The 21,045-nt window shown below is 68.7% G+C and carries 22 protein-coding genes; 12 read left to right on the forward strand and 10 right to left on the reverse strand.

The genetic code is table 11. The annotated features are described in order from the left end of the window. Nucleotides 1-20: 20 nt before the first annotated feature. Nucleotides 21-887 carry an MBL fold metallo-hydrolase gene (locus VZL07_RS01135; protein ID WP_426753454.1) on the reverse strand — a complete coding sequence of 289 codons (867 nt, stop codon included), beginning with the start codon at nt 885-887 and terminating at the stop codon, nt 21-23. A gap of 139 nt (nt 888-1,026) precedes the next feature. Here VZL07_RS01135 and VZL07_RS01140 point away from each other — a divergent pair, with 139 nt between their 5' ends. Continuing rightward, the gene (locus tag VZL07_RS01140; protein WP_426753455.1) at nt 1,027-1,821 is read left to right on the forward strand and encodes a helix-turn-helix domain-containing protein; all 795 of its coding nucleotides are present in this window, start codon (nt 1,027-1,029) and stop codon (nt 1,819-1,821) included. Between the two features lie 181 nt (nt 1,822-2,002). Beyond that, complete coding sequence (locus VZL07_RS01145; RefSeq protein ID WP_426753456.1) at nt 2,003-2,272, forward strand: hypothetical protein; 270 nt, start codon at nt 2,003-2,005, stop codon at nt 2,270-2,272. A 144-nt stretch (nt 2,273-2,416) separates the two neighbouring features. On the opposite strand, the gene VZL07_RS01150 is transcribed toward VZL07_RS01145, so the two are convergent. Then, the gene (locus VZL07_RS01150; protein ID WP_426753457.1) at nt 2,417-3,412 is read right to left on the reverse strand and encodes a WD40 repeat domain-containing protein; all 996 of its coding nucleotides are present in this window, start codon (nt 3,410-3,412) and stop codon (nt 2,417-2,419) included. A 244-nt stretch (nt 3,413-3,656) separates the two neighbouring features. Here VZL07_RS01150 and VZL07_RS01155 point away from each other — a divergent pair, with 244 nt between their 5' ends. Further along, nucleotides 3,657-4,922, forward strand: coding sequence for a cytochrome P450 (locus tag VZL07_RS01155; RefSeq protein WP_426753458.1), 1,266 nt, complete (start codon nt 3,657-3,659; stop codon nt 4,920-4,922). 54 nt (nt 4,923-4,976) lie between these two features. Here the strand turns inward: VZL07_RS01155 and VZL07_RS01160 are convergent, their stop codons facing one another. Then, entirely contained in the window at nt 4,977-5,273 is a 297-nt protein-coding gene (locus VZL07_RS01160) for a hypothetical protein (protein WP_426753459.1), read from the reverse strand. Nucleotides 5,274-6,355: 1,082 nt separating this feature from the next. On the opposite strand from VZL07_RS01160, the gene VZL07_RS01165 reads away from it, so the two are divergent. After that, nucleotides 6,356-6,781, forward strand: coding sequence for a hypothetical protein (locus VZL07_RS01165; RefSeq protein ID WP_426753460.1), 426 nt, complete (start codon nt 6,356-6,358; stop codon nt 6,779-6,781). Between the two features lie 638 nt (nt 6,782-7,419). Here VZL07_RS01165 and VZL07_RS01170 read toward each other — a convergent pair. After that, nucleotides 7,420-8,001 carry a hypothetical protein gene (locus VZL07_RS01170; RefSeq protein WP_426753461.1) on the reverse strand — a complete coding sequence of 194 codons (582 nt, stop codon included), beginning with the start codon at nt 7,999-8,001 and terminating at the stop codon, nt 7,420-7,422. A 597-nt stretch (nt 8,002-8,598) separates the two neighbouring features. Between VZL07_RS01170 and VZL07_RS01175 the strand changes: the two genes are divergently transcribed. Beyond that, entirely contained in the window at nt 8,599-8,994 is a 396-nt protein-coding gene (locus VZL07_RS01175) for a hypothetical protein (protein ID WP_426753462.1), read from the forward strand. Between the two features lie 264 nt (nt 8,995-9,258). Continuing rightward, a complete protein-coding gene (locus VZL07_RS01180) occupies nt 9,259-9,600 on the forward strand; it encodes a hypothetical protein (RefSeq protein ID WP_426753463.1) in 342 nt (113 codons plus the stop codon). Between the two features lie 561 nt (nt 9,601-10,161). Here VZL07_RS01180 and VZL07_RS01185 read toward each other — a convergent pair. Further along, complete coding sequence (locus VZL07_RS01185) at nt 10,162-10,455, reverse strand: hypothetical protein (RefSeq protein WP_426753464.1); 294 nt, start codon at nt 10,453-10,455, stop codon at nt 10,162-10,164. Nucleotides 10,456-10,861: 406 nt separating this feature from the next. Beyond that, nucleotides 10,862-11,836, reverse strand: coding sequence for a cupin domain-containing protein (locus VZL07_RS01190; RefSeq protein WP_426753465.1), 975 nt, complete (start codon nt 11,834-11,836; stop codon nt 10,862-10,864). Between the two features lie 145 nt (nt 11,837-11,981). Between VZL07_RS01190 and VZL07_RS01195 the strand changes: the two genes are divergently transcribed. Both VZL07_RS01195 and VZL07_RS01200 read left to right on the forward strand, forming a co-directional pair. Further along, nucleotides 11,982-12,398: a DUF4267 domain-containing protein gene (locus VZL07_RS01195; protein WP_426753466.1), complete on the forward strand. Its 417-nt coding sequence runs from the start codon at nt 11,982-11,984 to the stop codon at nt 12,396-12,398. A gap of 688 nt (nt 12,399-13,086) precedes the next feature. Then, nucleotides 13,087-13,614: a hypothetical protein gene (locus VZL07_RS01200; RefSeq protein WP_426753467.1), complete on the forward strand. Its 528-nt coding sequence runs from the start codon at nt 13,087-13,089 to the stop codon at nt 13,612-13,614. Between the two features lie 431 nt (nt 13,615-14,045). On the opposite strand, the gene VZL07_RS01205 is transcribed toward VZL07_RS01200, so the two are convergent. Further along, nucleotides 14,046-14,198 carry a hypothetical protein gene (locus tag VZL07_RS01205; RefSeq protein WP_426753468.1) on the reverse strand — a complete coding sequence of 51 codons (153 nt, stop codon included), beginning with the start codon at nt 14,196-14,198 and terminating at the stop codon, nt 14,046-14,048. Between the two features lie 192 nt (nt 14,199-14,390). Here VZL07_RS01205 and VZL07_RS01210 point away from each other — a divergent pair, with 192 nt between their 5' ends. Both VZL07_RS01210 and VZL07_RS01215 read left to right on the forward strand, forming a co-directional pair. Then, entirely contained in the window at nt 14,391-15,737 is a 1,347-nt protein-coding gene (locus VZL07_RS01210) for a di-heme oxidoredictase family protein (protein ID WP_426753469.1), read from the forward strand. Nucleotides 15,738-15,839: 102 nt separating this feature from the next. Beyond that, complete coding sequence (locus tag VZL07_RS01215) at nt 15,840-17,009, forward strand: hypothetical protein (RefSeq protein WP_426753470.1); 1,170 nt, start codon at nt 15,840-15,842, stop codon at nt 17,007-17,009. 194 nt (nt 17,010-17,203) lie between these two features. Here VZL07_RS01215 and VZL07_RS01220 read toward each other — a convergent pair whose 3' ends face one another. Together VZL07_RS01220 and VZL07_RS01225 are read right to left on the reverse strand one after the other, a co-directional pair. Continuing rightward, nucleotides 17,204-17,815, reverse strand: a complete 612-nt coding sequence (locus tag VZL07_RS01220; RefSeq protein ID WP_426753471.1) for a hypothetical protein — start codon at nt 17,813-17,815, stop codon at nt 17,204-17,206. 372 nt (nt 17,816-18,187) lie between these two features. After that, nucleotides 18,188-19,093: a LysR substrate-binding domain-containing protein gene (locus VZL07_RS01225; protein ID WP_426753472.1), complete on the reverse strand. Its 906-nt coding sequence runs from the start codon at nt 19,091-19,093 to the stop codon at nt 18,188-18,190. A 101-nt stretch (nt 19,094-19,194) separates the two neighbouring features. On the opposite strand from VZL07_RS01225, the gene VZL07_RS01230 reads away from it, so the two are divergent. Together VZL07_RS01230 and VZL07_RS01235 are read left to right on the forward strand one after the other, a co-directional pair. Continuing rightward, nucleotides 19,195-19,800, forward strand: a complete 606-nt coding sequence (locus VZL07_RS01230; protein WP_426753473.1) for a LysE family translocator — start codon at nt 19,195-19,197, stop codon at nt 19,798-19,800. A 20-nt stretch (nt 19,801-19,820) separates the two neighbouring features. After that, a complete protein-coding gene (locus VZL07_RS01235) occupies nt 19,821-20,522 on the forward strand; it encodes an NADPH-dependent FMN reductase (protein ID WP_426753474.1) in 702 nt (233 codons plus the stop codon). Nucleotides 20,523-20,534: 12 nt separating this feature from the next. Here VZL07_RS01235 and VZL07_RS01240 read toward each other — a convergent pair whose 3' ends face one another. After that, entirely contained in the window at nt 20,535-21,038 is a 504-nt protein-coding gene (locus VZL07_RS01240; RefSeq protein WP_426753475.1) for a hypothetical protein, read from the reverse strand. Nucleotides 21,039-21,045 lie beyond the last annotated feature (7 nt).

Consider the following 21,045-nt stretch of genomic DNA (forward strand, 5'->3'; position numbering starts at 1 on the left):
GCCGGGCGCCCCGAAGCGCGTCAGGCCACGTGAGCCCCGTGAGCAGGGGCGCCTGCGGCCAGAGTCCCCGCCGCGTGGCGGTCGAACTCCGTCGCGCAGTGCGCGGAGAAGATGCTCACCTCGTCCGCGTGATCTCGCACGAGCTGGCGCAGGCGCGCCTGGTTGGCCAGCCGCGCGGCGTTGTCCACCGAGCGCATCCGCTGGAAGAGCGCGAGCCCCGGCGGGCTGCGCGGGGCCACCGGGTCCACCTCCCGGTGGTGGAAGTACGCGTCTCCCGCGTGCAGCAGCCAGCGCCCGCCCTCCCTCACCGCCACGCCGCAGTGTCCCGAGGTGTGCCCCGCCAACGGCACCAGCAGAACCTCGGTGGAGAGGCCCGGAATCACCCGCACCGCCTCGAAGCCGAACCACCGCTCGCCGTCCACTGCGTACGGCGTCCACCGGGGGCCGTGCCCCCACTGCCGGGGACGGTAGCCGAACAGCTTGCTCCTCCCCTCGGGCACCATGGCCGCCGCGTGCTCGTCCCGGAAGACGTGCACCTGCGCGGACGGGAAGTCCGAGAGCCCACCGATGTGGTCCAGGTCCAGGTGGGTGGGGATGATGTGACGCACGTCCTCGCGCCGGAAGCCGAGCTGCTCCACCCGGGACACCGCCGCCTCCTGGGGGTCCAGCACGGGCGCGCTGCGGCGGATGAAGCGCCTGCCGAGCCGGGCCGTGTCGGCGATGTCGTGCAGCCCCAGGCCCGTGTCGACCAGGACGAGCCCGTCATTGCTCTCGATGACCAGGCAGTGGCAGACGAGCCGGGCCTTCGAGAAGAGGCCGCCCTCGCCCAGCACGAAGCGCGCGCTGGCGGGGCACATGGTTCCGCAGTTGATGTGGTGGACTCGCATCGTTGACTCCTCGGGGAGGGCTCCGTGTCCGCCCCAAGGTATGGACGCGGCCCCGCCAGCAATTGGAGAAAACGGCCACCACGCCTCTGCCCCCGCGCTCCGCGTTGAACGGCAACGGCGCCTGCCCCATGCTTCCCGGGTGACTGCGTCGCCACTGCACCTGCTCCCCCGAGGCCCCCTCTCCGGCTTCGTCCGCGGCCTCCGCGCCGTCGAGCGCGGCGAGGGCGAGCCCGCGTCCTACTTTCGCCTGCCGGACGGAGAGGTCGAGCTGGTGGTCCGCCTGACAGCCACGCGAGGGGACTCCTACGTCATCGGCACCCGCCTGCACCCCCTCCACAAGGGAGGCACCGACGTCCCTCCGCTCGCCCTCGCCGTGCGATTCAAGGCGGGGGGCGCCTACCCGTTCTTCGGCGTGCCCGTGTCCCAGCTCACCGACCGCATCATCTCCCTGGACACCCTGTGGGGCGCCGAGGGCGCGCGGCTGCGCGAGCAGGTCTTCGAGGCCCCCGGCGTCCAGGCGAAGCTGCGCGCGCTCGAGTCGGCGCTCGCCGGGCGCCTGCGCCGGGGCGACGTGTTCGAGCCCTCCTCCGCGCACGTTGTCCGCCGCGCCGTCCGGACCCTCACCGGCGCCCAGGAGCTTCCGCGTATCGACGCGCTGGCCCGCGAGCTGGGCGTCAGCGAGCGCCAACTCCGCCGCGCCTTCGACGACGTGGTCGGCCTGGGCCCCAAGGCCTTCGCGCGAGTGGTGCGCTTCCAGCGCGCCGTGCACGCCTCGCGGAGCGCCCACTCGCCCGACTGGAGCGCCATCGCCGCCACCACCGGCTACTACGACCAGGCCCACCTCATCTCCGAGTTCCGCAGCCTGACGGGCGTCACCCCCGGGGCGCTCCTGCGCGCGGCGCCGCGCGACGGCCTGGCAGCCAGCGGGCCCTGACGGCGGACGCCGCCCATTGCCCTACGACCCGCATTGCGCCAGCAGAGCGTCCCGCGAGCGGGCTGGCGCAGAAGGAGCTCTCCCTGCAGAGCGGACTGTGGCAGAGCACGCTGCAGCCGTGGGTGTACCGACGACGGCGTCAGCGAGCCGCGAAGGTGGCGCGTGCCCATCCATCTGATGGATGACGAGCACCGGGAGCTGCCTCCGCCTCCGGAGCGCCCGGACCAGAACAGACGAGAGGCTGGAGGCGTATGTCGTGCCGCTCGAGCGCGGCCATGCGCACGCGGAGGCGGCGTGGGCGAGGGGCGATGAAGGGCGGTCTGTTCGACGTGTCGCTGGGGCGGCATTCTTCGGGGAGAGCATGTTCGCACTGGCGCCGGGCGCGTCGAAGGTGGCCTTCGTGTCGGCGGTGGAGCGCCGCACGGGGTGTGACTTCCGGCTCGTGGCCTGACTGGTGCAGACCGAGCACCTGGCGCGCTTTGGCGCAGCCCTCGCCGCGTTCGCCCGGGCCCAACGCGAGCCGCAGAGCCAGGGCGCCCACGGAGGGCCCGGCGGGGCTGGGGTAGGCGGGACGCCACCCGCGCCTCTCAGTCCCTCAGTCGGCCACGGCCCACAGCCCCACGGAGCCATCCCCCTGCCCCCAGGCCACGAAGCGCCCGTCGGGGGAGAAGATGGCATCACTCGCTTGGAGTTCGATGTCGTTGCTGGCCTGGAAGAGGACCTCTCCCGTCTCGAAGTGGTGGAGGGCGAAGCCCCAACCGTCGCGCGAGGCGGCGAGCAGGTGCCCCTCCGGGTGGAAGTCCAGGTTGCAGGCGTAGCCACGGAAGCCCGGAATCGTCCGGACGAGGCGGCGCTCCTCCGCGTGGATGACGGCGACGTCCTCTGAGATGCCCCCCACGACGAGGAGGGGCTCCCGGGGATGGAACGCGACACTCCAGGCCGACGGCGCATCGATGGGCAGCGTCCACGGCTGCCCTCCTGATGCCACATCCCACAGCCAGAGGACACCGACGCCCCGCTGGTCATCGTTCCACTGCGTGGCGGACGCCGCGGCGAAGCGGCCATCCGCCGAGAGGGCGCACGCGGAGACGGAGAACTCGCCCTCCGGCCACGGCAGCGCTCGAACCGGACGCCAGGCGCGGACATCCCAGAGCAGGCCCGCTTCCTCATCCATCACCGCGAGCAGTTGGGAGCCGTCCCTGGACGCACAGAGCGTGATGACCGCATGGGGCAGGAAATCCTGGCGCTGGAGAGAGCCATCCCTGGCGGACAGTGCCTTGAGGCTCGGCCGCCAGAGTCCCGAGGGGGACGGTGCCGAAGCGCCGATACAGACCACCAGCTCCCCCACCGCCACGGCGGGAGCGCCCAGGAGCGGCAGATCCGTCTCCACCACGGGACGGTCCGAGTCCGTCCCCAAATCCCACCATTGCAGGTGGGCGGGGCGTTCGTCCTTTGCGACCAGCACCGCGCCTCGAGAGTCGAAGCCCAGCCGCTGCCCCGAGGTGTAGGAGACGCGTACAGGGCTGAGCTGCCGCACGCGGCTCAGACGCGCGGCGTTGGCCGGGGTTATGATGGGACGTAGGGAAGTCATTGGCACTCTCTACTTGAACACAGCTTCAGCCCACGAATGATGGGGGCGGTGGAGCAACGGGCGGCTACCGCGGGGGAGAACGTGCTCTACCTTTGGAGCGCCAGCATCGATGGCCCCGAGGCGCGTCCCATGGCGACGGTTCTGCCGCTCGGGGCGCCCTTTCACCCACGTGACGCACCGCCGCTGCAAGCACTTGCAAGAGGACGCGCGACGCGTCCTCAAAACCCCTGAGGTCAGCTCACGCATGTCCAAGACCAACGCCCCTTCAGGACTCGGGTCCGAGTACCACCCGCTCGACTCCCCCCAGCTCGAGAATCCTCATCCGTTCCTCGCGCGTGCGCGGCGGGAGGAGCCGGTGTTCTTCAGTCCGGCGTTGGGGGCGTGGGTGGTGACGCGCCATGCGGACATCAGCGCCGTGGTCGCCGATACCGCACGCTTCTCGTCCGCCGAGTCCATCACGGTGGGCGCCGCGACGACGCCTCCGGAGGTGGTCACCGCGCTGATGGACGGCTACCCCCTGGTGCCCAGCCTGGTCGACAATGATCCGCCAGCCCATGGCCGCTTCCGCAGCCTCGTCAGCAAGGCCTTTACCGGGAAGCGCCTCGCGGAGAAGGAGCCCTTCATCCGCACCCTCGTGGACGCGCTCATCCACTCCTTCAGGCATGAGGGGCAGGCGGACCTGTTCCTCCAGTTCGCCCATCCGCTGTCGTGCAGCATCATCGCGGAGATTCTCGGAATCCCCAGCTCGGACATCCACCGGTTCCGGCGCTGGTCCGATGAGCTGTCCACGGTCCTCGCGGCGCATGGCCCCATCGAGCACCAGGTCGCGTGCGCGCGAGGCGTGGTCGAGTTCCAGCGCTACCTGGCCTCGGCGCTCGAGGAGCGGAAGGTGTCCCCCCGAGAGGACCTGCTGAGCGACATCGTCACCGGGGCGCAGGGGATGACGCCGCCCATGAGCATGGCGGAGCTGGTGAGCCTGCTGATGCAGGTGCACTTCGCGGGACATGAGACGACCGCGGGCCTCATCGTGGGCGCGGTGGAGCTCCTGCTCGACCATCCAGAGCAACTGAGGGCACTTCGGGACGACCCGGGCCTCATCGCGGGCGCGGTCGAGGAGGCGGTGCGGATGAGCTCCCCCGTGCATGCCATGTTCCGTACGGCGCTGGAGGCGGTGGAGATTGGAGGCGTGCCCATTCCCAAGGGAGCCCACATCCGCATCGTCTACGCGTCGGCCAACCGCGACGAGGCCCGGTTCCACGAGCCTGAGCGCTTCGACATCCGGCGGCCTGACGTCAAGAAGCACCTCGCCTTCGGCCAGGGCCTCCATTACTGCATCGGCGCGCCGCTCGCGCGGCTCGAGGCACGCCTGGCAGTGGAGGCCCTGCTTCGAAGTCTCCCGGGGCTCCGGCTCGTACCGGGGCAGAAGCCGGGCTTCCTGAGGAGCGTCACCGTCCGGAGGCACGAGAGCCTCGAGGTCTCCTGGGACGTCCAGGCGCTTCAAGCCCCCTGACGACCCGACACACAGACCCGTGAAGAGACGGCCCTACTCCAGCCGGGACATCCGCTACGCGGAGAGCGTGTTGATGTCCGCCTGGGACAGGTGGGACGGCTTGCAGTGCGAGTCCGTGATGTCCTGGCCCCCGCCAGCCGCCACCGAGGGGTGGAGCCGCCGCTGGCCGTCCACATCCAGCACCACCAGCGGAGCGAGGTTGGAGGTGCTCAACCGGTCTATCTTCGGCTCGCCGCCAGGGAGCCCCTTGCCCGGACTGTCCAGGCCCACCAGGAGCGGCCCCTTTCCATCCCCGCCGAGCGCGCCAGTGCTGTCGGCGAAGGTGATGGGCACTGCGGTGGGGAGCACCACCGGAGCGCCGCCAAGGAAGCCGTCGCGTCCGCCCGCTGCACGTCGCTGCGCACCGTGCGGAAGTTGAAGCCGCGCACCCCGGCTGCAGCAACCGGAGAATCGAGAGCGAGGAGGACTTCGCGTATCGAATGGCCCCCGTAGTGGAGTCAGCGCGGCACGCTGCCCTAAACCGAAGTTCGCGATTCTCGATCGGCCGAGTCCGGTCGTGGTTCCAGGCGGTTAGCGCCCTGTGACTGCGCGGAGGACTCCGCTCAGAGGGGCTCCGTGGGCGGCGGCACCGGTTGGCGCCATAGCGAGCGGGCAGCCTTTCGTTGGCGGCCGTTCGAGAATCAAGATCGTTCGTTTAGAACGCGCGGAGCGTATCGGCGGGATAGAAGCCATGTTGAGGGTGAGGGCTGGAGCGGAGGAGCCGAGAAGGGCCGCTGACGGGGGCCGCACGACCAGTGCGCCCGGCCTGTACACAGGCCGCTTGAACCCCCTTGGGGACACCCCTACCCTTGCCGCACTCCCGTGAGGGGCACGGCAAGGACCTGGCTCTCTTCTCCCGCGCAGTATATTCGCAGCGACGACGATCCGGCCTGTTTGTATCACCACCGTTTGAAGAGTGGGGGCAGGAGTTGTATGGTCCGCCGAACAAAGAATACCGCAAACCTTGGCCATTCAAGAAGCCAGCCCAACATCTCAGTCAACACGGACCGTTGCAGGCGTCGTTGCGCCCCATGTAACGACCGGTGAATTCAACCGTGAAGCATGGGAGACCTCCATGAGTTGGGACAGTTCAGTTGTGAAGCTTTCTCGACAATATGACGCCGCTACAAAGAACCCTGAAGACGAACTGCCGCTGAATCCCCTCGTCAGACCATGACCGAGACACAAACACCGGCGACGAAGACGAAGCCAGTACGCGCCGGCTTAGACATAGAGTGTCGCGATTCTGGAACCTTGATTACGCCCCTTGGCTTTGCCAAGACCGAAGCCAGGGTTTGGACGCGCCCAAACACCCCGCTCAAGCCGCGAATAACTGCTGCGCGGCGATTCGCGGCTTGGCACCAACGTCATGCATCACCCGAGGTTGCACTTCCATGAGCTACGACCTTCTCGTCTTCGACGCCAAGGCTACACCGCGTGAGAGGGCTGCGTTCCTCCAGTGGTATGAGGATCTGACCGAGTGGCGCGACGACGCGGGCTACGATGACCCGTCCCGCTGCTCGCTGGAATTGCAGGCGTGGTTCCGGGAAATGATCGTGAAGTACCCTCCCATGAACGGATCGCTTGCGCCGAAGCACGACGAATGGCCGGAAGACGACGCCCGAGTTAGCGACTACTCCCTGGCGCCATCGGCGATCTACATTGCATTTTCCTGGTCGATTGCAGAGGAGGCCTTTCACGACACAAAGCTCCTTGCGGCGAAGCACGGAGTCGGGTTCTTCAACGTGAACTCCGACTCCTCGGATGTTTGGGCTCCAGACGGACGTGGGAACCTCGTCCTCTTGCACAGTGAGTCATAGCCTGCCGTTGGAGCGGACCTGCGGCGGCCGGTCAACCTCACATTGGGCCTGTTATGACGCCTCCGGAGATTGTGGAGGGAGTCCAGCGGGATGCGTTCAAGGCGCTCGTCCGCGCGGCGGTCGCGCTCAATGCCGCAGGCAAGGAGAAGCCGACGAAACGGACGTGAGAGCATCCATGCAGACGGTGGAGTCAAGGACCTGGACTGGTTCCGCACTCACGAGGACGAACCGTGCGTCGAAGCTCGGTTCACCGCCTGGGTGAGGCGAGCCAGCCAACGCCCGGCGTACGGAGGTGAGCGGCCAGCGCGAAGCACGTGGCACGCGCGGAGAAGCCGTGACGCATTGACCCTCGAAACGAGCGGGTCGTCCATGAACGTCGTCATCACGGGTGCCAATCGAAGCATCGGCCCCGAGCTGGTGCGTCAGTGTCTCTCCCGCGGCAGACGGGGTGCTGGGCGGCCTGCGCTACTTCGCCAAGAGGATGGGGCAACTCGCCGACGACACGCCGACGCCCAAAGCCTACCTGGGCGGCCTGTTCGCGCAGCCGGCCGCGAAGAGAGGCTACGGCGAATGGCCGCTCCCCTCGGCCAACCCCGCCCCCAGTGGCCTCCTGACCTGCGGCCCCGTCGCCGATGGCATCAGTCGGCGAACTTCATGGGCTGGATGGCGTCGACGCACTTCATGAAGGCTTCGCTACACGCCGTCGTCTTCGACTTGTCCTTGTCATCCCCAACGAGCGCCATGCATGCCGACCTCTGCGTCTCACAGAGCTTCATCTGCGTGGTCGCGAGCTCGCTGATCCGCTGGGCGAGCGCGGCACGATCGGCCGCGGGATTGGCGGCGGCAGGCTTCGAGATGGCTTCGACCATCGTAAGCGCACGCTCTTGCAGCTTGGCATACGCCTCGTCGTTGAACTTGTTGGCCCTGGCGTCACAGAGACGGTACAGGTACTCGCGCGCGACGAGCACTGCCCGGGAGCGGCCCCCGAGCTCCGCTGCGGTGAACGCGAGCTTGTACGCAGCCTGCAGGTCTAGCGAGCTGCTGGTCGCCGTGGAGTTGCTGAGGTCTGAAGAGAGGGTGCGATTGTACGTGCTCTTGGTTGACTGTTCATAGCTGCGAATCGCCTCACGCAGGTCCTTGCGCAGCGCCTCCTTTTCCTGAGCGAGCGCAGCGTTGGTCGCCGCGGAGGCTGACTGCGCCAAAGCCGCCGCCACGCTCATCGAGCCTGATGCGGCTGCCTCGGACCCCTGCGAGACGTCTGGCATCGGCTGGCGCAGTAGACGGCGTCGACGCCCTGCTCCCGAAGGAACGCGAGCCGAAGGTCAGCCGGCGTAGAGAACGCGATGGCCTCGTCCTTGTCATCATTCTGCGCGTGGGAGCTGTACCCGATTCTACGCTGTGGATTGACGGTGGATGAGAAGATGCTACAGCCCGCGAGCACGGGCATCGTCATCACGACAACCAGGATTTTCACATGAGAAAGACCGCGGTGGCACTGATTCATGGCCATTCCTCGTGTCGCGCAAGAGAGAACGAAAACACTTGCACCCTTCGAGAAGAAACAAAAAGCCTCCGTTCCCGTTGCCTCACCCGGTGTCAAGACGGACTTCCCCCTGTCCATACCGACCTCTGTAAACGCGGGCGCCCCATGGACAGCTGCCCTGCCATGCCGAAAGATGGCACGCATGATGAAACAGTATGTCCTTCTCCTCCTCATGTCCGCGCAGCTGCCTGGATGTGCCCTCATCTGCCCTCCGGACGAAACGCCAGACCCGACTCCCGCGCGCGCCAGCGCAGAGGAGGTCCTCTCGTGCTTCATGAAGGAGGCAGCAACGGACGGAGGGACCGCGGGGCCAAGCTGGCGCCAGACGCTGGTCTCGGAGTCGTGCAAGGCCGGGTTTCGTGACGTCGAGTTCGTTGGAACCTGCACCAAACACAAGGGGGCCACCGCGTACATCCAGGCCCAGGGGAGCGCTTCCACACCCGTGGGCCTGCAGTGCATCGAGGGCCAGCTCCCGCATGGCTGCGAGGTCGGGAGAACCTACGCGGTCAGCGGAGCGGTCAGCGCGGTGGTCGACCAGCGCCAGCTCGCGAGCATGGACTGCCAGGCCTTTGGACACAACCTCGGGTCGGCCGCGGGCTGCAAGGAGGCCCAGGCCGAGCCGCTGCGCATCGTCCTGGCCCAGGGGTGCATCGTGCGCGCCCAGTACTGATGAAGGGGCTGCACCGCATCGGCGTCCGCGAACCCCTCCACGTGGTCGACCCGAGCGCCCGTTCCGACCAGGCTGACGTCGTTGAAGGCGGTCTTCACGGCGAACCGCCGAACCCGTCCTCGAACCATATCGTCTGTTCAAGCCGGAGATACGACACAGACATCGAGCCGTCGTGAAGAGCCTTGATGGCGGCGCAATGGCTGCCCGCCCCAGAATGCCTCAAGGAGGATTGACACTCGAAAACCCTGCCGCTCTTATTCGAGGATGCTCGTCATCCGACACGCGCAGATGGAGGCCCTTGACGCGCCAGCTCATGAGCATTTCATCGAGGAGATCTTCAGCGCGCTCCCCGACGTCTTCCCCGGAGATGCGAGGGTCCTGGAGCGCCAGACGATGCGCGCGCTCATCGAGGATGGCATTGCCCGCGCGAGCCGCCTCGGACTCACGGGAGGCGGAGAGGTCTCACGCTACGTCTTCCTGCTGCACGAGCTGGGGCCCGACTTCGAGGACGCGGCCAGGACACGCTGGATTGGCCGTATCCGACCAGCCCCAACACCGCTTGGCCGATATCTATTAGCGCTGCCCAGACGTGCCAGTGCGTGGTGAGCGCGCGCTGGAGTGGCGCCCGGCGTCGGCATACCGGGAGGGGACGGAATCTGGCCTTCCCCCGGATTGAGCCCCCAGGTGCGGAGGCAGCCCGCCTGGGAGAGCTGCGCGTCCCCGGGCTGCCGAGCCGCGGCTATCACGGCATCGGCGGTCCGAGGCGTGTTCGCCTCGATGGTCAACTGGCCCAGCGCCGTCTGGGCCGGGAACTGGAAGACGATGGCGCGCTCGCGTCCCATACTGATGTCCATGACCAGGCCAATCGTCCTCTGGCCGGGAGGAGATTGGTGAGTCGTAGCCGAACTTCGCCCGAGCCTTTGGGACAGTGAACCGCCAGCGGATTCGTAGCCTCTGGTGGAGGCGATGGAGAGATCCTCCGCCGTGCGCCATGGGACGGTGGAGGACCGCTGCCTGCTGGCGCGCGCTGGCGAACCGGATGGGCTGGTCCGCCCCGCGCACCCATGGCCGGCGCTCATGACCGCTACGGCGCCGACGCGCCGCCTGCGGTTGCGGGAATGGGCGAGGACGTCATCGAGTAGCGCCCCCGGGCCCAGAAGCGCAGGGCTACCCGAAGCAGATGAGGGCGCAGTAGGGCTTGCTCTGGTTCCCGTTCTCCGTCACGTACCCGGGACAGCACTGCTCGCCGCCGCAGGTCGAGGGCTCGCCGGGGTCGCATGCCACGAGACAGGTTCCCGCGACACAGGTCTGCGTGCTGGGACATTGCGAGTCAAAGCTGCAAGGGCGGCTTCGCTGCTCCGTCGTTTCCAGGTCCGTGGCGGTCTCGTCCACGGGAGCGCCGCCACAAGCGGCGGTAAAGCACAGCAGGCCCAGGGAGATGATGCGGGAGAGAGACTTCATCGTGTCCTCCTCTTCACGGGTAAGGAGCCCAGTCTACCCAGGGGGATTCCGTAATTTATCGCCTTATCATTTTGCGGTAAAAGTTCAATTTGAGAGGGATTCGCCTCGCCTCTCGGGCCCCCAGCCGAGGCCCTCCGCTCCATGGTTCCCGCCGCGTCGCGAAGGGGGCTCGCCTCGCACCTGCCGTGGGCAAGCCCAGGTGCTTCAGCATCGCGCGCACTCCCCCTCCTTCGCGTCCCAGGCACGCGCCGCCACGACGGGCCCCGGTGGCTGGCGAGCGTCCCGGCGCATTCGCAGAGCGTGGTGGGGTTGGCCATCCCGAGGGTGCTCGCGCTGGATGAGGTGGCGCTGTGCCTCGTTCCAGGCGCTCATCGCGGCTTCGGCAAAGGGCCCACGGCCCTGCGCTTCACGGTGCCACCCGCGAGTCCCCTGGCGCCGGGCCTCCAGAAGACTCACGCGCCTTGCGCCGGAACGCTCCCGGAGGCACGCCCATGACGCGGCGGAAGGCGCGGTTGAACGCGAACTCGGATTCGTAGCCGACGCGGCCGGCGATCGCCGCGAGCCCGTCCTGGCTCTCGCGAAGGTGGTGCGCGGCTTCCTGCATGCGAAGCTGCGTGAGGTACTCGTGGGGCGCCATGCCCACCTCACTGGCGAAGCGGCGAGCAAGCGTCGCCCGTGACGTTCCGGAGCGCCGCGCCAGCTCGCTCACCGTCCAGTTCCTCCCCGGCTCCGCATGCAGCCAGCCCAGCGCGCTGGCCAGCGTCCGGTCCCCGAGCGCCCCCAGCCACCCCGCGCCTCCGGGCGCCTGCGCATCCGCCCACGCGCGAAGCACCTGCACCAGCAGGATGTCGAGAAGCCGCGAGACGACCACCGAGGCGCCCCGCTCCCCTCGCTCGTACTCCCGTTCGAGCAGGGACACAGTGGGCAAAAGGGCCCGCGCTTCCTCGGACGCCCCGCGTAGATGGACGCGCTCGGGCAGCAGCTTCAACACCGGATGCGCCCCCGGCTCGTCGAACGCAAAGCAGCCGCACAGCATCCGCGACTCCACGCCCGAGCCCCCCAGCACATACGACGAGGCCCCTTCCCCACGCGTCGCCAGCCACTCCTCCAGCTTCACCTTCGGGCTGCGCGGCGAGTCCGCCACGGAGTGGCCCTCGCCCCGCGGCAACAGCACCACATCCCCGGGTCCGAGCGCGATGACCTCGCGCCCCTGCCACAGGTGACACGTGCCCGCGATGACCAGGTGCAGGGTCGCCGTGGCCGTGGGCGGGAAGCGCAGCCCCCAGGGCGCACGCGCCACGGTACGACAGTAGATCTGCCCGCGCAGGCGCGTGCGCTCGAGGATCCGGCCCAGCAAGTCCGAGGCGTGCGAGAGGTCCATGCCCCCAGGTTAGCAACCTGCAGCCCGCAACACTCATGAAGTGAGCGTTTCGAGCAAAAATCTGAGCCATCGGCGAATGGCGCCCCGAGGCCCTGTCGTCCACATTCCCCCTCGTGAACGACACACTTTCTCTCCCGGATGTCTCATGAACCCGCACAGCACTGAACTGCCCTGGAAGCTCACCTCTCCCACCGCCGTGGCCACGTTGCTGCTAGGGGCCTTCATACTGTACCTGAGCGTCAGCACCGTGCTGGACCCGACCGCCGCGGCGGCAGGCTTCGGAGTGCCCCTCTCCGGCACCGAGGCGGTCCCCTGGCTGCACGTCAAGGCAGGGCGCGACCTCGGCATCGGGCTGGCGTTCGCCGGCCTCGTCGCGGCCCGGCAGCGGCGCGCCGCGGGCGTCTTCGTCCTCGCCAGCATCGTGATGCCCGTCGTGGACGCCTTGACGGCGGTGCGCGAGGGAGAAACCTCACTCGCGCTGGCACTCGCCATCCACGGAAGCGCGGCCGTCTACGTCGGCATCCTGGCCACCGCGCTGCTGCGCCCCCGGTCAGCGGCCTGATGTCTGGGTTCTACTCCGCATGAATCCAGGACGCGCCTGCGTCCCATGCAGACGCCAGACGAGGCCCACCGCGCCGCTTGCCTTCACGCGATGGCACCCTCTCCCCTCCGAACGAGCACCTCGGAGCCCACTGACATACAAAGTACTGGCCGTCACCACCGCGAGCGCCTGGCTTGAGGCCAGGCGCCTCACTCCAAACGTGTGCTCGGGGGCGGATACAGAGGGGGACATTCCACCTGAGCGCTACATTCGCGGCGCGGGCTTCGCCACAGCCTGTGGCCGTCATTCACAAATCGAATTTCGCTGTTCAGCGGGTACGCGAGTCTGGAGCAGTTCCGGCGCGCGCTTTGGACAGCTCATGACAAGGTGGTGACCCAGGCGTGCCGCTCCGACCTGCCAGCGCCGGGCAGCGTGCTCACGTTCGAGGAGGCGACGCGCTGAGCCGGCAGGCTTATCTGGAATATGCCCGCGACACTCAAATCCCTATCATCTGTCGAAAACAACACATATCATTTTGACTTGAAACCACAACCGACATTTCCGAGGATTCCTCCGGCCCGCTCATCCCTGCGCGTTCAACCCTACCGAGAGGAAGTCTGGAATGAAGCGTACGCGTGTGTGGGTGGTAGCAGGAGTGGTGGGTCTTCTGGGCGGATGTGGAGGAGCGCCAGAAGGAGATCCCGAGGAGGTGCAGGAGCCTGGCGGAGAGGAGCTGATCACCCAGACCATCGTCTGGGAGAGCGATGCGGGGGAGCTGGAGACCCGGACGCGCGTCATCACCCGCGCGGAGCAGCAGGCCCAGTTCCGGGCGAGGGAGGCCCAACGGCAATCAGCCTCGCTCGGGCCGAGCGCGGCCCAGATTCCCAGTCTGATCATCGATTGCAACAACCAGAATGCCCTCTGGCTCTTCGATGGGGGATTCCTGGGTGGCAATCAGCTGTGCCTCTACCGAAACCCCGTCGATAGCATCGCGGTGGCGGACCTGGGGCGAATCCTGCGTCCCGGCCTCCCAATCCAATCTTGGGCGGGGGCCGTCCGGAGCCTGTGGGCGGGCATGGACTCCGGCAATCTGGCGACCTGTGACCTGGTCCCGGCCCGGTGCTACACCGCGCCCGCCCCCTATCAGGGCTTCGATGCATGGGAGAAGCTCGAGTACATCTACACAACGCCTGGCTATCCGACCAGCCCCAACACCGCCTGGCTCGATATCTATTAGCGGTGCCCACACGCGCCAGTGCGTGGTGAGCGCGCGCTGGAGTGGCGCCCGGCGTCGGCATACCGGGAGGGGACGGAGTCTGGCCTTCCCCCGGATTGAGCCCCAGGTGCGGAGGCAGCCCGCCTGGGAGAGCTGCGCGTCCCCGGGCTGCCGAGCCGCGGCTATCACGGCATCGGCGGTCCGAGGCGTGTTCGCCTCGATGGTCAACTGGCCCAGCGCCGTCTGGGCCGGGAACTGGAAGACGATGACGCGGTCGCGTCCCATACTGCTGTCCATGACCAGGCCAATCGTCGCCCCTCTCAGGGCGAAGGCGTATAGGCGGGATGAATGCAATGTTGAGGCGAGGGCAGGAGCGGAGGAGTCGAGAAGGGCCGCTGACGAGGCCGCTTGAGCCTCCTTCGAACACGCCAGCCCTGGCCGTCCGCTGAGCCTCAGCTGACGCCCTCGGAGCGCACGGCTTCCGAGCAGGGCACGCCATCCGTGAGGTGGAAGTGCACCCGCCCGACGTCCTGCCGAGGCCCTGCATTGACGAGCACCGCGGAGGGCATTCGCTGCCGCGCACTGGCGCGTTTCAGGGTTGCCATGCGTGCCCTTCGCTCGTGTGTGTCTGTGTTACGCGGCTGCATGCGCGGTTGTACATGGCGGCAGCACGCGGAGACAGCTCCGCCACGGGAGGAGCGCGCGCACTGAGGACGACAGACCACGTCGGCCCACCTTCGAAGATGACGGTGCGGTGCGATATGTTCAACGCAACCCCAGCTGATGGAGACGCGGCGATGCGAACGCGGAGATTCCTTCTGGGCATTCCGGTGGGAGCCCTGCTGCTGACGGCGGCGTGGGCCGTCCCTGGCTGGCGCTCGAATGAACTCGTGCTGGGAGACCTCCCCATCGCGGCGGATCCGGGAGAGGAGCTCCAGGGTGGAGCCACGACGGTGGCGGCCTCGGGAAACACGTCGTTCGGGCGCTCGCCCGCGAACATGTACCGAGCGCGCTGGCCGTACTTCCACAAGGGCAAGGGCGTGTTCGACCGTGACTGGCTCGCCCCGAAGTTCGCGCCCGTCCGCGTGGGGCCCCTCTTCAGCGCCGCCTCGTGCACGACGTGTCACGACAGGGATGGGCGCGGACAGCCTCCCGCGTCACTGGTCTTCCAGCTGAGCGGTCCAGAGGGGCAGCGGGCGCATCCGCTGTACGGCGTGCAGTTGGATCCGCGAGGCGTGGAGGGGACACAGGCGGAGGGCCAAGCCGTGGTGACGTACGACGAGGTGCCGGGCGAATTCGCGGATGGCACGCCCTTCTCCCTGCTGCGGCCGCGCTACACATTCAAGGCGCTGTCGCGGGGGCCGCTGGGAGAGGGCGCGCAGTTCTCTCCGAGGGTATCTCCGGCGGTCTTCGGGCTGGGCCTGCTCGAGGCAATCCCGGAAGAGACCCTCCTGGCCCTGGCGGATCCGGAGGACGCGAACGGGGACGGCATCTCGGGGCGCCCCAACTACGTCGAGGACGACGTGGAGCGGCGTCCGAAGCTGGGCCGCTTCGGGTGGAAGGCAAACCAGCCCTCGGTGCAGCAGCAGGTGGTGCATGCGCTCTTCGCGGACATGGGGCTGACCACGAGCCAGCTGCGGGACGGCACCGCGGAACCCGAGCTCGGGCAGGAAGAGCTGGATGCGCTGGTGTTCTACACACGACTCCTCGCCGTGCCGAAGCGAAGGGACTGGGACGCGCCCCAGGTCCTGCGAGGCAAGGCGGTGTTTCGCGCCATCGGGTGTGGCGGATGCCACGTCTCCGGGCCGCTGGAAACTGGAGACGTTCCCGACCTCCCGGAGCTGTCGCGGCAGAAACTCTACCCATACACGGACCTGCTGCTGCACGACATGGGCGAAGGGCTCGCGGACGGCCGTCCGGATGGGCTCGCCAGCGGAAGTGAGTGGCGCACACCGCCGCTGTGGGGAATTGGGTTGGTAGAGGTGGTGAACGGCCACACGCGCTATCTGCACGACGGCCGGGCGCGCAATCTCGAGGAGGCGGTGCTGTGGCACGGCGGTGAGGCCGCGCCGGCACGTGAGCGTTACGTCCGTTTGCCCTTGGAGGACCGTGAGGCAATGCTCGCGTTCCTCAGGTCGCTCTGACGCGCTCGGCGGAATATTCAAAGGACATGGCTCATGGTTTTTCGCGTCGGCCGGGGCTGCTAGCGTTTGACACGCCTCACACCCCTAAACCCAGAGGAGTTCATGAAAACGAATCTCCTGAAGTGGATGATGGTGGCGGCGTGCTTCACAGGCACGGTGGCCACCGCGCAGGACTTCGCGGAAGTCCATGTCTGGCATTCGCTCGGCGGCGCGGCCGAGCAGGCCTTCGTGGAGGCGGTGGACGCGTACCAGGGCAACAGCGGCAACGAGGTGGTGGTCTCCCAGTTCTCGTCCCAGCAGGAGCTCTACCAGGCGCTGCAGGTGGCTCGTCACTCCGGCACGCTCCCGGACGTGCTGCTGGGCAACCACACCATGGCTCCCGAGCTGCTGGAGGACGGGCTCATCAACGCCTACTGCCTGCCGGGCGAGTGTCCCGAGTGCGAGTCGGGGAACCCGCCGCGCTGGTGCGCCTACGCCTCCAACGGCTACTACGGCGACTATGAGGGCAGCTTCGAGGCGACAATGATTCCCGAGCTGGAGATGTCGCCCGAGCGCTGCCTGATGGACGACTGCGGCGAGTGCCAGCAGTCCGACATCGCCCGCCCGCAGTACTGCGACTACGTGGCGAACAGCGGCGGCGCGCGGCTCGACATGATTCAAGCGAGCTTCGCCATGTGGCACCCCGATTGGAGGTGGCCCTTCCCATTTGGCGTTCCCTGGTGGTGGGAGTACCTCTCGGTGGGCTTCGACCGCGACCGCCTGGACATGCACGGTTTGGAGGTTCCCACCAACATCTCCATGGCGCAGGAGCTCCTCTCCATCAATCAGGCCGGCTATCTGTGGGACTACGACGGTGAGTGGTGCGGCACGCCTCCACGCCGCATCAAGGTGCCCGGCTGGGTGAACGAGGTGATGGGCTCCTCTCCCGACCCCATCCCTGCGTCTGAGGCGGACCTCTTCGTCGTTCCCTCGTCCCAGCTCGCCTCGCTGGTGAGCGAGGTGCCGGGGCTGCAGGTCGCCACCCTGGAGGACCACCGTCCGGAGATCATCGTGGATGGTGCGTTCGTGCTGTCCACGACGCAGAATCGGAGCGCCTCGCTCGACTTCGCGTACGAGCTGGCCAACCCGGACTTCCAGCTCCAGAGCATCGACGGGACGAGCCTCCTGCCCGCGCACGGTCAGGCGTTCGGCGCGACGGAGGGCCTGGTGCCCGGGCTGCGCGACGCGGCCCTGACGGGTGCGCTCGCTCCGACATACACCCAGGCTCAGTAGCGCGTGGTTGACCTCCGCCCCACGGTTGCCGGGGCGGAGGTCGTCCCACAGGGGCCTCGCAAGGGCATGCGTCGAGACACTGGAGCCTCGCACGCTGCCCATCGCTGGAGCAGGCCGAGCCCTGAGGCGGGAGTCCTCGAACGAGGTCTCTCCCGCCCCCAATCCTCATGGGGCCCGGGGTGCGAGGCGAGGCCTCACGGGAACGCCATGACGGTCGGCGGCGTGGTGCTGGTGAAGAAGTCCGGGTACGTCGCGGTGTAGTGGCTCCCGCTGCCGCTCTCGCCCCAGATGACGCCGGTCTTCGAGCCCGAGACGGTTACCGTGGTGCCGTCCGCGGCGATCGCCACGTTCTCCGACACGATGTTGCCCGCCCCCAGGTAGACGCCCAGGCTGCTGGTCCGGATGACAGTCAGTGTGGCCGGGTCCACGTGGTGCACGCTGAGGGTGATGGGCGCGCTGCCGCTGAGGCTCGACTTCTTGGTGTAGCTCGCGGCGATACCGAGCGCGTTCCCCGCCACGGACCGCGTCGGCTCATAGACGACGGACGTGCCCAGGGTCACGCTGCCGAAACCATACACACACGTCGGGATGGGCTGGCGGAAGAGCCTGATGTCATAGACAGTCGGCGTCACGTTCGGCTGCGGGTAGGCGGAGATGCTGTAGATACATCCGTCAAGCGACACGGATGACACCGCTGACTCTTGCTGCGCCAGCGTGTCGTCCTGCCCGGGCACCCCATCCCCTCCGCCGCAGGCAGGGAAGAGAACGGCAGCACAAAGATAGACAGCCCGTTTGAAGAATCGCATCGTGCAATAGCTCCTTGGCTCACAGAGGGAAGCGCAGGAAATGTATCAGCAAGGCAATTCTCTTCGTGGACAATCTGCACGCCTCCCCCCGTTCCTCGATGACACCACGGGGGGCGACGATGACCCCGGCGGTGGAGAGCTGCCGGGCAGCGAGCTACGCCTGGGTCGCGCGGATATCACCACGAAGGCGGTGCCCTCCTCTGCCGGGCCCGGTGTGACCTGACACCCGCCTCCTCGATGCGGCGGCGGGGCGCGCGAGAACTTCGAGGCCGTCCGTGTGGACGCGAAGGCGGACTCGCTGGCATGGGGAGACGCACGGCCGTTCAGCGCGTCGCTCGTGTTCTGGCGCCTGGAGCACTACCACGCCCATGCTCACGCGGCAGGCCCGCACGCCGCCGCCTCTGCCTTGAGCCACGCGAGCACGGCCGCCGTGGCCGGGCGGCTGCGCGCGTTGGGCGAGAGCACCACCCAGTAGGCGGGGCCCAGCGCCACGTGGAGCCCTGCGAACGGGCGCAGCAGCGCCCCGGAGGCGAGGTCGTCCACGGCGAGCCGGTGGCGCGCCAGTGTCACGCCCTGCCCCTGCACCGCCGCGCGCAGCACCAGGTCCGAGGAAGCGAGGCGCGGCCCCTTGCGCACGTCCAGGCCCGCCGGGCCGTGCGCGCGCCGCCAGAGCTCCCAGGAGGCGCTGGAGTCCCGGTCGTGCAGCAGGCGCAGCCGCGTGAGCGCCGCGGGGCGCTCGGGCCGGCCCGCGTCGCGCCAGTAGGTGGGGCTCATCACCGGATAGAGCACCTCGTCCAGCAGCGGCTCGCAGTCCACGTCCCGCCAGGGCCCGCGGCCCATGCGCAGGGCCAGGTCCACCCCACCCGCCTCGAGGTCCACCGGGCGCGGGTCCACGCTCACCGACACCTCGAGCCGAGGGTGCTGCGCCTCCAGGCGAGGGAGCCGGGGCAGCAGCCAGCGGGCCGCGAAGGACGCCGTGGTGGAGACGACCACCGAGTGGGGTGAGCGCGCCTCGCGCACCGCGTCCGCCGCCTGCGCAATGTCCCGCAGGCCGGCGAGCGCCGTCCGGCCCAGGGTCTCTCCCTGCGGGGTGAAGGAGAGGCCGCGCCGCCCCCCTGCCCCCTGCGTCAACGGAACGCCCACCCAGGCCTCGAGCTCCGCCAGGTGCCGGCTCAGCGAGGAGTGGGCGATGCCCAGCTCGCGCGCGGCCGGCCGGACACCGCCGTGGGCGTAGACGAGCGCGAAGGCACGCAGTGCGTTGAGAGGCAGGTCTCGCATGGTCTCGATTCTAGACCAATCATCGGGCCCCTTCGACCGGTCATCCAACTTACGAAGGCCCCAGGTGGTCACCTGACGTCACCACTTCATGGAGGTGCAGGATGGAGAGCGTGTTCGCAGCGGCAGGGCTGTTGACGGTGGCGGCGCTCACCCCGGGGCCAAACAACCTGGTGGTGATGCAGGCGGGCGCACGTTCCGGCTGGCGGGGGGCGCTGCCCGAGATCCTCGGCGCGGTGCTCGGCGGGCTGGGGCTGCTCGCGGTGGTGATGCTGGGTGGCACTGCCCTGTTCGAGCTCCTGCCTGCTGCCCGAACGGCCCTTGCGGTGGGCGGCTGCCTCTACCTGCTGTGGCTGGGCGCAGGGCTCGTGCTCGGCAGCCTCCGCCCCGCGAGGCCAGAGGCCGCGGTCGGACCGACGGCACTCCCCGCCGGCGTGGCGCCGCTCCTCGGCTTCCAGTTCCTCAACCCCAAGAGCTGGGTGATGGTCCTGACGGCGGTCTCTGCGGTGCAGGTGGGCAGCACCGGAGCGGCGCTTGCCTGGCTCGCGGCGCTCTTCGTGCTCATTCCCTCCGTGTGCCTCGTCCTCTGGGCCGCGCTCGGCGCGCTGCTCTCGGGCGCGCTGCGACGCGCACGGGTCCGCGCCTGGTTCGACCGTGCGATGGGGCTGCTCCTCGTCGCCTCGGCCCTGCTGCTGCTGCGCGACGTCTGATCGCGCGATGGAGACACCCCATGCACCCCACTCCTTTGAACGTCCTCGCTCTCTCCGGAAGCCTCCGCCAGGGCTCACTCAACGGACGGCTGCTGGAGGCCGCGGCCGCGCTCGCCCCGGAGGGGATGGCCCTGCAGCTCTGCGACGGGCTGCGCGCCCTTCCCCACTTCGACGAGGACCTGGAGCGCGAGACGCACGGCGGCCCCGAGCCGGTGCGGCAGCTGCGCGCCCAGGTCACCGCGGCCGACGCGTTGCTCCTCGCCACGCCCGAGTACAACCAGTCCTTTCCCGGCGTGCTGAAGAACGGCCTCGACTGGCTCTCGCGGCCGGGGCCCGAGGAGGTGCTCGTGGGAAAGCCGGTGGCCCTGCTCGGCGCCACGCCAGGGCGCTGGGGGACGCGGCTCGCGCAGGCGGGCCTGCGCCAGGTGCTCACCGCGACCGAGGCGCTCGTGCTCCCGGCGCCCGCCGTGTTCGTGCCCGAGGCGGAGCGGCTCTTCGACGGCTCCGGGCGGCTCCAGGACACGCGCACGCAGGAGGCGCTGCGGGCGCTCCTGCACGCCCTCGCCCGGTGGACCCGAAGCGTCACCGCGGAGTCGTCCGCCGCACCGGGCACAAGGCCGAGCGCCGCTCGGCTGCCGCCCGCGGAGGCGGGCAGCTCGGACGGGGACGCAGGCCGGCCCGGCGCACCACCAGGTGTCCACGCGCGCGCTCGCACGAGCTGAGCGCCACCCGCTTCAGTCGAACACGGTGGCGCAGTCGACCTTGCGGCGGGAGCCTGCCCCGCTCTTCGCCGGGTCGAACTCCTCGCAGGACGCGGGCGTGAAGCGTGCCGCGCCCTTGGCCCGCTTGAAGTCAACCTGCTTCACCGGATACCCGGGCGAGGGCTGCGTCTTCGCCTGGGCAGCCAGCGCGCTCCCCTTCTGGCGGACGGACACCTGCGCCGCCGCGGGGACGAACAGGGTCAGGCACAGCTTCCCGCCCGCCCCTGGCTGCAGGAGGTACCACTGGAAGTTGGCGCCCGCCGTGGCGTCGATGACCCAGACGCTGCCGTCCTTCAGCGGGCTGGCCGGGCTGGAGCGAATGTTTTCGTCCTCCGTGCCCGCCGCGCCGTAGGCGGCCTGGATGAACCCCTGGGCACCGTCGAAGCAGCGCTCCATCAGCGGGTGGTCCGTCCAGGGAGGCGTGGCGTCTGCTCGGGCCACCGTGGCCAGGCAGAGCGCCAGGAACAGCGACGGCAATCTCATC

Source organism: Pseudomyxococcus flavus (genome assembly GCF_050038885.1).
Taxonomy (GTDB): Bacteria; Myxococcota; Myxococcia; order Myxococcales; family Myxococcaceae; genus Myxococcus; species Myxococcus flavus.

Excerpts from the sequence above, each read along its gene's own strand:
- VZL07_RS01135 (WP_426753454.1), bottom strand. The coding sequence starts at position 887 with ATGCGAGTCCACCACATCAACTGCGGAACCATGTGCCCCGCCAGCGCG.
- VZL07_RS01145 (WP_426753456.1), top strand. The coding sequence starts at position 2,003 with ATGACGAGCACCGGGAGCTGCCTCCGCCTCCGGAGCGCCCGGACCAGA.
- VZL07_RS01150 (WP_426753457.1), bottom strand. The coding sequence starts at position 3,412 with ATGACTTCCCTACGTCCCATCATAACCCCGGCCAACGCCGCGCGTCTG.
- VZL07_RS01155 (WP_426753458.1), top strand. The coding sequence starts at position 3,657 with ATGTCCAAGACCAACGCCCCTTCAGGACTCGGGTCCGAGTACCACCCG.
- VZL07_RS01165 (WP_426753460.1), top strand. The coding sequence starts at position 6,356 with ATGAGCTACGACCTTCTCGTCTTCGACGCCAAGGCTACACCGCGTGAG.
- VZL07_RS01170 (WP_426753461.1), bottom strand. The coding sequence starts at position 8,001 with ATGAGCGTGGCGGCGGCTTTGGCGCAGTCAGCCTCCGCGGCGACCAAC.
- VZL07_RS01175 (WP_426753462.1), top strand. The coding sequence starts at position 8,599 with ATGAAGGAGGCAGCAACGGACGGAGGGACCGCGGGGCCAAGCTGGCGC.
- VZL07_RS01180 (WP_426753463.1), top strand. The coding sequence starts at position 9,259 with ATGCTCGTCATCCGACACGCGCAGATGGAGGCCCTTGACGCGCCAGCT.
- VZL07_RS01185 (WP_426753464.1), bottom strand. The coding sequence starts at position 10,455 with ATGAAGTCTCTCTCCCGCATCATCTCCCTGGGCCTGCTGTGCTTTACC.
- VZL07_RS01190 (WP_426753465.1), bottom strand. The coding sequence starts at position 11,836 with ATGGACCTCTCGCACGCCTCGGACTTGCTGGGCCGGATCCTCGAGCGC.
- VZL07_RS01195 (WP_426753466.1), top strand. The coding sequence starts at position 11,982 with ATGAACCCGCACAGCACTGAACTGCCCTGGAAGCTCACCTCTCCCACC.
- VZL07_RS01205 (WP_426753468.1), bottom strand. The coding sequence starts at position 14,198 with ATGGCAACCCTGAAACGCGCCAGTGCGCGGCAGCGAATGCCCTCCGCG.
- VZL07_RS01210 (WP_426753469.1), top strand. The coding sequence starts at position 14,391 with ATGCGAACGCGGAGATTCCTTCTGGGCATTCCGGTGGGAGCCCTGCTG.
- VZL07_RS01215 (WP_426753470.1), top strand. The coding sequence starts at position 15,840 with ATGAAAACGAATCTCCTGAAGTGGATGATGGTGGCGGCGTGCTTCACA.
- VZL07_RS01220 (WP_426753471.1), bottom strand. The coding sequence starts at position 17,815 with ATGCGATTCTTCAAACGGGCTGTCTATCTTTGTGCTGCCGTTCTCTTC.
- VZL07_RS01225 (WP_426753472.1), bottom strand. The coding sequence starts at position 19,093 with ATGCGAGACCTGCCTCTCAACGCACTGCGTGCCTTCGCGCTCGTCTAC.
- VZL07_RS01230 (WP_426753473.1), top strand. The coding sequence starts at position 19,195 with ATGGAGAGCGTGTTCGCAGCGGCAGGGCTGTTGACGGTGGCGGCGCTC.
- VZL07_RS01235 (WP_426753474.1), top strand. The coding sequence starts at position 19,821 with ATGCACCCCACTCCTTTGAACGTCCTCGCTCTCTCCGGAAGCCTCCGC.